Below are 9,985 nucleotides of genomic sequence, written 5' to 3'. Positions count from 1 at the left end.
CGCCCGCCCCGGCACCGCCGCCCGCGCCGGCGCCGCCCGCACCGGCCGGGCCGTCGGTGTCCGCGACGACCCCGCCGGAGGGCGTCGAGCTCAGCCCCGGCACCGCGGCGAACCTGCCCATCACCGTGCGCAACGACGGCGGCAGCACGTCCGAGCCGGTGGCGGTCGCGCTGACCCTGCCGCGCGGGGTGCGCGCGGTCGGCACCGGCGGTGGCGGCGGCGCGGCGGCCCGCGCGCAGGCCCCCGGCCCGATCTCGGTGAACTGCCCCGGCGGCGAGGGCACGGTCACCTGCAGGACCGGCGCCGGCCTGCAGCCCGGCCAGAGCGCGACGCTGACCTTCCGGCTGGAGGCCGGGGAAGACGCCGAAGGCGGCACGGTGGAAGCGTCGGTCACGGCCGGCGTGCTGGTCCCCGTCAAGGTGGACGTCAAGGTCACCGTGAAGGTCCCGCCGGACGGCGTGGTCCTGGAGGCGCAGGGCGACGGGCTCTCCGGGTTCCCCTGGAACCACCACCCGCTGCTCTACGTGCGGGTTCGCAACACCGGCGAGACGACCAAGCCGGTCACGGTCACCTTCGACCAGCCGCTCAAGCGGTGGTGGAGCCTGCGCGGCTTCCCCTGCGCGACGACGGCCGAAGGCGCGACCTGCACGACGAAGAGCGCGGTGGCGCCGGGCCAGCACGTCAACCTGTGGGTGCGGCTGCAGGGCCGTCCGAACGAGGGGCGCGTGACGATCACCGCGCAGCTGGGCCGGGCGACGGCTCCGCCGGTGACCGTGGACTTCGGCTGCTGGCGCCACTGGTGCGGCCAGGACCCGGTGCCCACGCCGACGCCACCGACGACACCGTCGGTCCCGAAGCCGACGAAGCCCTCGAAGCCGACGCCGACCAAGCCGACGCCGAAACCACCGGTGACGACGACGGAGGAGTCGTCGAGCACGCCGCCGGTGTCCACGACCACGACGAGCGCGCCGCCGTGGTCGGGCGGGCACCCCGGAGCCAAGCCGCCGACGGTCAGCCCCGAAATCGGTTTGCGCTGGCTGACCGGGTAGCGTCCGCGCGGTGCGCGAGCTGCTGAAGAAGCATCGCGAGCTCCTCCGCTTCGCCGTCGTCGGCGGGATCAGCTTCGTGATCACGATGTCCGTCAACTACGGCCTGAAGTTCACCGTGCTGCGGACCCACCCGGTGACCGCGCTGATCGTCGGCGTCCTCGTCGCGACGATCTTCTCCTACGTCGCCAACCGCGAGTGGTCGTTCCGCACCCGCGGCGGCCGGGAGCGGGCGCACGAGGCAGCGCTGTTCTTCCTGTTCAGCGGCATCGCGCTGGGCCTGAACGCGCTGCCGCAGTGGGTCTCGCGATACGTCCTGGACCTGCAGGCACCGCGGCTGTCGCCGTTCGGTGTCGAGGTGGCCGACTTCGTCAGCGGCATCGTCATCGGCACGCTGCTGGGCACGCTCTTCCGGTGGTGGGCCTTCAAGAAATGGGTGTTCCCGGAGGCCGGCGGCCGGCCGCGCGCGGTGCCCGCCGAGGCCTCCGGAGATGCGGACATTCCCGACAGCAAGGCCGCCTGAACCACAGGTCAACGCCGCGTGTCCCTAGACTGCGTGGTGTGACCGTTGTGGAAACCGTGCTCAAGCGCACGCCGGAGCCACTGCGTTCGGTGCTGATCAAGCACCGGGAGCTGCTGAAGTTCGCGATCGTGGGCGGCACGACGTTCCTGGTCGACAACGGCGTCTGGTACGCGCTCAAGCTCACGGTGCTGGAGCCGAAACCGACGACGGCGAAGGCGATCGCGATCATCGTCGCGACCATCGTGTCCTACATCCTCAACCGCGAGTGGTCCTTCCGGACCCGCGGCGGACGCGAACGCCACCACGAAGCGGCGCTGTTCTTCGTCATCAGCGGCATCGCGGTGGGCGTCAACCTGGTCCCCCTGATCATCTCGCGGTACGTGCTCGACCTCGAGGTCCCGCACGTGACGTTCCTGGTGCAGGAGGTCGCGGACTTCGCGAGCGGCTCGATCATCGGCATGCTGCTGGCCATGTTCTTCCGCTTCTGGGGCTTCAAGAAGTGGGTCTTCCCGGACGAGCTGGGCCAGCGGCGGCGGGACAACGACCAGGTCACCCGTATCCCCTGAGCAAAGTACTTGCACTTTGACATGTAGTTGTCTACTGTCATCTTCGTCAGTGGTTCCTGCGTGAAGTGACGCCGTCCGGGTTCGGCCGGGCGAGCGGGACGATTCGAGGTGGTTTCCGAGCGCGAAGAGGTCGCATCCGTCCGCGGATGACGATGGAGCCTTTTCCCGACTCGACGTCGGCGCGTTTTCGCGCGCCGCCGGTATCTCTCGTCCCTTCTGACGAACCAAGGATTCTTCTTGAGCACGATCGCGCCTCCGCGCGCCCTGAAACCTGCCCTCACGGGCCTGTTCCTGTCCGTTTTCCTCGCGATGCTCGACGCCCAGGTCGTCGCCACCGCACTCCCCCGGATCGCCGCCGAGTTCGGCGGCACCGGCGCCTACGCCTGGGTCACCACCGCCTACCTGCTCGCCGGCAGCGCCACCGCGCCGCTGTACGGCAAGCTCGGTGACGTCTTCGGCCGCAAACGCGTGCTCCTGGGCGCGCTCGCTCTCTTCCTGCTCGGCTCGCTCGCCTGCGGGCTCGCCCCGTCGGCCGGGACGCTGATCGCGGGGCGGGTGCTGCAGGGCGCCGGCTCCGGCGGCCTCTTCGTCACCGTCGGCGCTTCGCTCGGCGAGATGTTCTCGCCCCGCGAAGGTGCGAAGTACTTCGGCTGGTTCTCGATCTGCTTCGCCGTCGCTTCGCTCGCCGGTCCGGTCGTCGGCGGCCTGCTCACCGGGCTCGCCGGGTGGCGGTCGATCTTCCTGGTCAACCTGCCGCTCGGGCTCGTCGCCCTCGCCTGCCTCAAGACGCTCGACCTGTCGAGACGGCGACGGGAAGCGCCGTTCGACTTCGCCGGGGTGGTGCTGCTCGGCGTCACGATCACCGGGTTCACCCTGCTCACGCCGTGGTCGATCGCCCTCGGCGCAGCTACCGGGCTGGTGTTCGTGGTCGTCGAACGGCGTGCCGAGGCACCCGTGCTGCCGCCGCGGTTGTTCCGCGACCGCACGTTCACCGTGTCGGTGCTGCTCAGCGTGCTCGCCGGGTTCGCGTTCCTCGGCTCGGTCAACTACATCGCGGTCTTCCTGCAGGCCGACGCCGGTCCGGCCGAAGGCGGGCTACGGCTGGTGCCGATGACGATCGCCGTCGCGGTCGCCTCGGCCGTCGCGAGCAAGGTCATCGCCCGCACCGGCGCCTATCGCTGGGCGCCGCGGTCGAGCATGGCGCTCGGCCTGCTCGCGGTGCTCGGCCTGCTCGCCCTGGACGGCCTGCCGGCGGTCCTCGGCTGCCTGGTCGTCTTCGGCTTCGCGGCCGGGCTCAACCTGCAGGTGCTCGCCATGGCCACGCAGAACACCGCCCCGGACGCGGACCGCGGCGCGGTCGCCGCCGGCGTCAACCTCGCCCGCGCGCTCGGCTCGGCCCTCGGGCCGGTCGCGCTCGGCTTCGCCTACCACGCCGGGACCCACGGCGTGTTCCTCGCGCTGCTGCCCGTGCTGGCCCTCGGCCTCGTCACGGCGTTCGCGCTCCCCCACGTCCCGCTTTCCCGATAGGAGAACCACGATGATCTTCGTCCTCGGCGCCACCGGCAAGGTCGGCCGCCACCTCGTCCCCGCCCTGCTCGACGCCGGCGCGCCCGTCCGCGCGCTGACCCGCGACCCGGCGAAGGCCCGGATCGACCCGCGTGCCGAAGTGGTCCGCGGTGACCTCGACACCTCGGACCTGCCCGCCCTGCTGGACGGCGCGGACCGCGTGTTCGTGCTGACCCAGGGGCACAACGCCGACCGCGAAGCGGCGGTCGCGCGGGCGGCCGCCCGGGTCGGTGTCACCCACCTCGTCAAGCTGTCCACCACCGGTGTCCACTTCGGACAGAAGGACGCGATCACCCGCGCCCACGCGGAAGCCGAGCAGGCGATCCGCGAAGCCGGGCCGGCGTGGACGATCCTGCGGCCCGGTGCCTTCATGGACAACCGGTTCGCCTGGGTCGGCTCGATCCGCGCGGAAAACGCCGTGTACGTGCCGGAAACCGATCCGCCGTCCGCGCTGGTACACGTCCGCGACATCGCCGAGGTCGCGGCTCTCGCGCTGACGACGTCCGGTCACGAAGGCGCGACCTACGGCCTCACCGGCGGCGAAGCCCTCACCGCCGAGCAGCAGGTCGCCATCCTGGCCGAGGCGATCGGCCGTCCGCTGAAGTACGTCGAAGAGACCGAAAGCGCCGCGAAGGAGCGCCTGATCCGGATGTACGGCTGGCCCGCGAAGGCCATCGACGGCCTCTTCGCCCTCAAGCGCGAATCCGCCCCGCACGAGCGCGTCGTCTTCGACACCGTCGAGCGGCTGCTCGGCCGTCCTCCGCGCACCTTCGCGGCCTGGGCACGGGAGAACGCGTCCGCGTACCATCACGAGGAGTGACGATGCGGAGGTGAGTGGCGTGGGTGACCTGCGCGTCCTCGTCGTGGACGACCATCCCCTGTTCCGGATCGGCGTGGGCACGCTGCTCGCCGCCGAACCCGGGATCGCGGTCGTCGGCGAGGCCGCGAGCGGCGCCGACGCGGTCGCCTCCGCCGCCGCCCTCCAGCCGGACGTCGTGGTGATGGACCTGCACCTGCCCGACCTGTCCGGCATCCAGGCGACCCGGCACATCGTGGCGGCGAACCCGGGCACCGGCGTGCTGATGCTGACGATGGCCGACGAAAGCGAGTCGGTCTTCGCGGCGATGCGCGCCGGTGCCCGCGGCTACCTGCTCAAGGACGCCGAGCCGGACGAGATCATCCGCGCCGTCCAGGCGGTCGCCCGGCGGGAGGCGATCTTCGGCCCGGACATCGCGAACCGCGTGCTCGCCTTCTTCAACCAGCCGCCGGCCAGCGAGCCGGTGTTCCCGGAGCTGACCGGGCGCGAACGCGAGGTGCTCGCGCTGATCGCGGCCGGGCACAGCAACAGCGTCATCGCGAGCAGGCTGTGCCTGAGCCCCAAGACCGTGCGCAACCACATCTCGAACGTCTTCGCCAAGCTCCACGTGGCCGACCGGGCCGAAGCGATCGTCCGGGCCAGGGACGCGGGTCTCGGCCGGTCCTGAAGGGCAGCGCGTCCGGGCAAATCGGGACGCCGGTCCCATGCGCCCGGGACACCCTTGCGGGCAGGCTGGGCAGCCTGCACCGTTCGAGGGGAATGGGGAACGATGTTCGAAACCGACCGGACCCCGGTGGTGGTCCGCGCCACCGATCCGATCCTGCACAACGGCGTCTGCATGGCGCTGCGTTCGCGCGACGACGTCCGGGTGGTCGACGGCGACGAGGGCGACCCGGCCCTGGTCGCCCTGCTGGTCGCCGACCGGCTCGACGAGACGATGACCCAGCTGCTGTCCGCGCTGCACCACCAGGGCTTCACCCGCATCGTGCTGGTCGCGGGCGAAGTCGACGACAACGAAATCCTCAACGCGGTCGAACACGGGGTCTGCGCGGTCGCCCGCCGCGCCGACGCCGGGCCCGATGTCCTCGTCCGCCTGATCAAGGCCGCCGCGGCCGGGGAGGGCGCGCTGCCGCCCGACCTGCTCGGCCGGTTGCTGAACCGGGTTTCGCGCCTGCAACGCCAGGTACTGGAGCCGCGGGGGCTGCGCCTGGGCGGCATGAGCGACCGGGAGACCGACGTGCTCCGGCTCGTCGCGGCGGGGTACTCGACGCAGGAGATCGCCGACGAGCTGTGCTACTCGCAGCGCACGGTGAAGAGCATCCTCCACGACGTGACCAACCGGTTCCAGCTGCGGAACCGGTCGCACGCGGTCGCCTACGCGTTGCGGGAGGGGCTGATCTAACGCGGGACGCGCTCGGCCGGCCAGCGCACCTCGGGGACGTCGCTCGGCCGAGGCACCTTGAGGAAGAGGCTGAACACCGCCGGACGGCGGTTCGACAGTTCGAGGCGGCCGCCGTCGGCCTCGACCAGGGCGCGGGCCAGCGCCAGGCCCACGCCCGTCGAACCGCCGCCGGAGAAACCGCGCTCGAAGACGTGCGGAGCCAGCTCGTCCGGGACACCGGGGCCCGTGTCGCTCACTTCGATCACCACGGTGCCCTCGGCGTCGCCGCGGCGGGCGGTGATGGTCACCGTGCCGGCGCCGTGGCGCAGGGCGTTGTCCAGGAGGACGCCGACGACCTCGCGGAGACGTCCCGGCGTCGCCCGCGCCATCAGGCCGTCGGCCACGCGCGTCCGCAGGTTGCGCCCCTCGGCGCGGAGCAGCTCGCGCCACTCCTGCGCCATTTCCGGCAGCTGGTTCGGCAGGTCCACCGGTTCCGCGCCGACCTCGCGCGCCGCACGCGCCGCCGCCAGCAGCTCGTCGAGCGCCTCGGCGAGCCGGTCGGCCTGCTCCTGGGCCGCCTTCGACTCGTCGGCCACCTCGTCGTCCGCGTGCACCGTGAGCGGTTCGAGGCGCAGCTGCAACGCCGTCAGCCGGCTGCGGAGCTGGTGCGAGACGTCCCCGACGAGCTGGCGCTCCCGCTGCACGAGCTGGGCCAGCGCGGTGCCGGACGCGTCCAGCGCTTCGGCGACCATGTCGAGCTCGCCGACGCCGTAGCGGCTCGGGTCGGGCCGGAAGTCGCCGCCGCCGAGCCGGGCCGCGCGTTCGGCCACGTGCCGCAGCGGCTTCGCGAGCCGCCGGGCCGTCGCGATCGCCACCACCGCGCCGGTGCCGATCGACAGCAGCACCAGCAGGATGACGACCAGCGTCACCGTCGTCTGGCGGTCGTGCATCGGGCCGGCCGGGACGGCGATCTCGACCTTGCCGTCCCGGGCCAGGTCGGCCGTCTCGGAGACGGTGTCGGGACCGGGACTGCTGCCGTAGCGCTTCTCGGTCTGGCCGCTGGCCCGGACGGTGAGCAACCCGTTCGCCGGGACCGCCGCGCGCACCTGGTCGAGGTCGATCTCCTGGCCGTTGGCGATCTCGGTGTCCAGGATCGCCGCGGCCGCCCGGGCGTTCTCGGCGAGCGTCTCGCGGTAGCTCGACTCGATCTGCCAGCTCGCCACGATGCCCAGCGGGGTGCCGAGGACCGCCGCGGTGACGGCGACGGCCAGCAGGATGGCCAGCAGGATGCGGCGGCGCACGGCTTATTCGGCGTTGAAGCGGAAGCCGACGCCGCGGACGGTCGCGATGCGCCGCTCGCCGTCGTGGGCCTTGGTGGTCCGGCCGGCGGCCTCGTCGGCGGCGATGGCGAGCTTCCGCCGCAGCCACGACATGTGCATGTCGAGCGTCTTGGACGTCTTCGACTCGAGGTCGTTCCAGACCTCGGCGAGGATCTCGTCGCGGCTGACGACCTGCCCGGCGCGGGTCATCAGCACGCGCAGCAGCTCGAACTCCTTGTTGGCCAGCTGGACCTCGTGGTTGTCCACGGTGACCAGCCGGGCGCCGAGGTCCATCCGCACCCCGCCGGCCTCCAGGACCTCGGGGGCGCGGCGACGCAGCAGCGCGCGGATCCGGGCGAGCAGCTCGGCGAGCCGGAACGGCTTGGCGACGTAGTCGTCGGCGCCCGCGTCGAGGCCGACGACGAAGTCGACCTCGTCGGTGCGCGCGGTGAGCATCAGGACGGGCAGCTCGGTGCCGGCCGCGCGCAGCCGGCGGCAGACCTCCAGACCGTCCATCCCCGGCAGACCGAGGTCCAGCACGAGCAGGTCGACGCGCTGGGCGGCGGTGGCGTCGAGCACCGAGGGGCCGTCGGTGACGACGTGGATCTCGTATCCCTCGCGTTCGAGGGCGCGGGAGAGCGGTTCGGCGATGGCCGGATCGTCTTCGGCAAGTAGGACCATGCTCACCTGGCCAACTCTACGGCTCGCGGGCGTGAAAACATCGTGACCGTGCCTGGCTACGAAAATGATCTGGCTCTCGCCACCCGGCTGGCCGATGCCGCCGACGCGATCACGACGGCGCGGTTCCGCGCACTGGACCTCGCGGTGGAGCGCAAACCCGACCGCACACCGGTGACCGACGCCGACACCGCGGTGGAGGACGCGATCCGCGCCCTGCTGGCCGCGGAGCGTCCCGGCGACGCCGTGCTCGGCGAAGAGCGCGGCGGCTCGGCGGCGACCGGCCGGGCGTGGGTGCTCGACCCGATCGACGGCACCAAGAACTTCCTCCGAGGTGTACCCGTCTGGGCGACCCTCATCGCGCTGGTCTCGGACGGCGACCCGGTGGTCGGCCTGATCAGCGCGCCCCTGCTGGGCCGCCGCTGGTGGGCGGCTTCGGGTTCGGGGGCGTTCTCTTCCGACAGCGCCGGCACGCGGCGGCTGTCCGTTTCGAAGGTTTCGTCCCTTTCGGACGCTTACCTGTCCACAACGGACCTGAACTCGTGGACGGAGTACCACTCGCGATCGAAGTACCTCGATCTGGTGGACGCGTGCTGGGAGACCCGCGCGTTCGGCGACTTCTGGCACCACGTGCTGGTGGCCGAGGGCGCACTGGACGTAGCGGCGGAGTGCGTCGTCAACCCGTGGGACGTCGCGGCCGCGCAGGTGATCGTGACGGAGGCGGGCGGCCGGTTCAGCGACCTCGACGGCGTCGGGCGGTACGACAACGGGAGCGCGTTGTCGACGAACGGCCACCTCCACGACGAGGCACTGGCCATCCTGAAGCGCTGAGCTTCCTTGGGTCAGGAGCCCGGCAGCAGGCCGACCGCGCCGCGGGCGACCTGCGCCCAGGCCAGCCGGCCGAACAGGTAGTGGCAGGCGACCTGTTCGCTGGTGAACCGCGCCCAGTCGTAGCGGTTGCCCTGCTCGCGCCAGAACACCTCCCACGCCTCGTCCTCGCCCTGCATCAGGCACCAGGCGTTGTCGACCTCGGCGCCGAGCGAGACGACCTCCGGCGGCACGCCCAGCACGCCGAGCCACCGCTGGATCGACTGGGTGTTCATCAGTCCTCTTCCCCCTTGGCCTCGGCGAGGTAGCCGAGGGTCACCAGTTCGTCGGCCGCCAGCAGGGCACGGTACCGGGTGCCGCCGCCGACCTGGCCGAACCAGTTCGCCGTCTCCGAGCGCCACATCGGCACCTTGCGCACCACGACGTACCGGCGGTACTCGGCGTCCAGGAACGCGGGCGGCAGCGAGCGTTCCGCGAACGGCGTGCCGTCCTCGTAGAGCACTCGCCCGTAGGCCGGGCCGAAGCGGTCGAGGACCGTGTCGACCGGCACCATCACCGGCTCGGGCCAGTCCACGCTGCTCTCGGGGAACTGCTCGCCCGGTGGCCACGCGTACTCCGGACCGAGTTCGCTGTGCCCGACGACGAACCGGCGGATCCACACCGCCTGCGTCGCGCGCGCGTAGGGCACGTACCCCTCGGTCAGGTGCCGGGGGACGGGCCGCGACGGCGCGGTCGGCGAGCGGCGGAAGCCGGCGGTGACGTTGGTCAGGGCCTGGTCGTCGAAGATCAGCCGGGCGTCCGGGTGGTCGTTCGGCGGGAAGCCGTCGGGCTCGTCGGGCAGCGGGAGCTGGCGCGCCGGCTTGTCCATCGCGACCGGCAGGTGCCCGATCGGGAACATGTGCACCAGGAACAGCGCCACGATGCTTTCCCGTTCCGTGCGCGGCGAACCGAGCGGCGGCAGCGGCGCGGGCGAACCCGGGTTCGGCGGCGGGCCCGCCACCGGCGGCGGCCCGGCGACCGGCGGCGGCAGGGGTGCCGGAGCCGGCGTCGGCGGGGCCGGGGGTGCCGGGGGCAGCGGGAACGGCGGCAGCAGCGGCGACACCGCGTGCGGCCACGCCGCGGGGTTGCCCGAGGGCGGAGTCGGCGCCTCTTCGAAGGCGCCCGAATCCGCCAGGCCGTACCCGGGCAGCTGCACCGGCCCGGTGTCGAGGTCGGCCTCGACCGGTTCGGAGCCCGCCTCGGAAGGCTCGGTCACACCCAT

At 72.3% G+C, this 9,985-nt stretch carries 11 protein-coding genes and 1 pseudogene; 8 read left to right on the top strand and 4 right to left on the bottom strand.

The features are described from left to right. The 7 genes and pseudogenes from I4Q55_RS14055 to I4Q55_RS14025 form a co-directional block, all read left to right on the top strand. Positions 1-1,049 (top strand): annotated as a pseudogene (locus I4Q55_RS14055) (RNA polymerase subunit sigma); the annotation flags it as partial. 10 nt (positions 1,050-1,059) lie between these two features. Next, complete coding sequence (locus tag I4Q55_RS14050) at positions 1,060-1,569, top strand: GtrA family protein (protein ID WP_206788079.1); 510 nt, start codon at positions 1,060-1,062, stop codon at positions 1,567-1,569. Between the two features lie 38 nt (positions 1,570-1,607). Next, complete coding sequence (locus I4Q55_RS14045) at positions 1,608-2,135, top strand: GtrA family protein (RefSeq protein ID WP_206788078.1); 528 nt, start codon at positions 1,608-1,610, stop codon at positions 2,133-2,135. A gap of 237 nt (positions 2,136-2,372) precedes the next feature. Continuing rightward, positions 2,373-3,662, top strand: coding sequence for an MFS transporter (locus I4Q55_RS14040; protein ID WP_206788076.1), 1,290 nt, complete (start codon positions 2,373-2,375; stop codon positions 3,660-3,662). Between the two features lie 10 nt (positions 3,663-3,672). After that, positions 3,673-4,521, top strand: coding sequence for an NAD(P)H-binding protein (locus tag I4Q55_RS14035; RefSeq protein ID WP_206788074.1), 849 nt, complete (start codon positions 3,673-3,675; stop codon positions 4,519-4,521). Positions 4,522-4,540: 19 nt separating this feature from the next. Then, entirely contained in the window at positions 4,541-5,185 is a 645-nt protein-coding gene (locus tag I4Q55_RS14030; protein WP_206788072.1) for a response regulator transcription factor, read from the top strand. Between the two features lie 102 nt (positions 5,186-5,287). Beyond that, positions 5,288-5,920: a response regulator transcription factor gene (locus I4Q55_RS14025; protein WP_206788070.1), complete on the top strand. Its 633-nt coding sequence runs from the start codon at positions 5,288-5,290 to the stop codon at positions 5,918-5,920. Here the strand turns inward: I4Q55_RS14025 and I4Q55_RS14020 are convergent. Both I4Q55_RS14020 and I4Q55_RS14015 read right to left on the bottom strand, forming a co-directional pair. Next, a complete protein-coding gene (locus I4Q55_RS14020; protein ID WP_206788068.1) occupies positions 5,917-7,200 on the bottom strand; it encodes an ATP-binding protein in 1,284 nt (427 codons plus the stop codon). The two genes, I4Q55_RS14025 and I4Q55_RS14020, sit on opposite strands and share 4 nt — an antisense overlap. 3 nt (positions 7,201-7,203) lie before the next feature. Continuing rightward, a complete protein-coding gene (locus I4Q55_RS14015) occupies positions 7,204-7,899 on the bottom strand; it encodes a response regulator transcription factor (protein WP_206788120.1) in 696 nt (231 codons plus the stop codon). 42 nt (positions 7,900-7,941) lie between these two features. Here I4Q55_RS14015 and hisN point away from each other — a divergent pair, with 42 nt between their 5' ends. Next, positions 7,942-8,727: a histidinol-phosphatase gene (gene hisN / locus I4Q55_RS14010; RefSeq protein ID WP_206788067.1), complete on the top strand. Its 786-nt coding sequence runs from the start codon at positions 7,942-7,944 to the stop codon at positions 8,725-8,727. 11 nt (positions 8,728-8,738) lie between these two features. On the opposite strand, the gene I4Q55_RS14005 is transcribed toward hisN, so the two are convergent. Both I4Q55_RS14005 and I4Q55_RS14000 read right to left on the bottom strand, forming a co-directional pair. Further along, positions 8,739-8,999, bottom strand: a complete 261-nt coding sequence (locus I4Q55_RS14005; protein ID WP_003105220.1) for a hypothetical protein — start codon at positions 8,997-8,999, stop codon at positions 8,739-8,741. Beyond that, a complete protein-coding gene (locus I4Q55_RS14000) occupies positions 8,999-9,985 on the bottom strand; it encodes a TNT domain-containing protein (protein WP_242545896.1) in 987 nt (328 codons plus the stop codon). The genes I4Q55_RS14005 and I4Q55_RS14000 overlap by 1 nt, the downstream gene beginning before the upstream one ends.

The sequence above is a fragment of the Amycolatopsis sp. MtRt-6 genome (genome assembly GCF_017308975.1).
Lineage (GTDB): Bacteria > Actinomycetota > Actinomycetes > Mycobacteriales > Pseudonocardiaceae > Amycolatopsis.
This window is presented reverse-complemented; position numbering and strand designations above follow the sequence as displayed.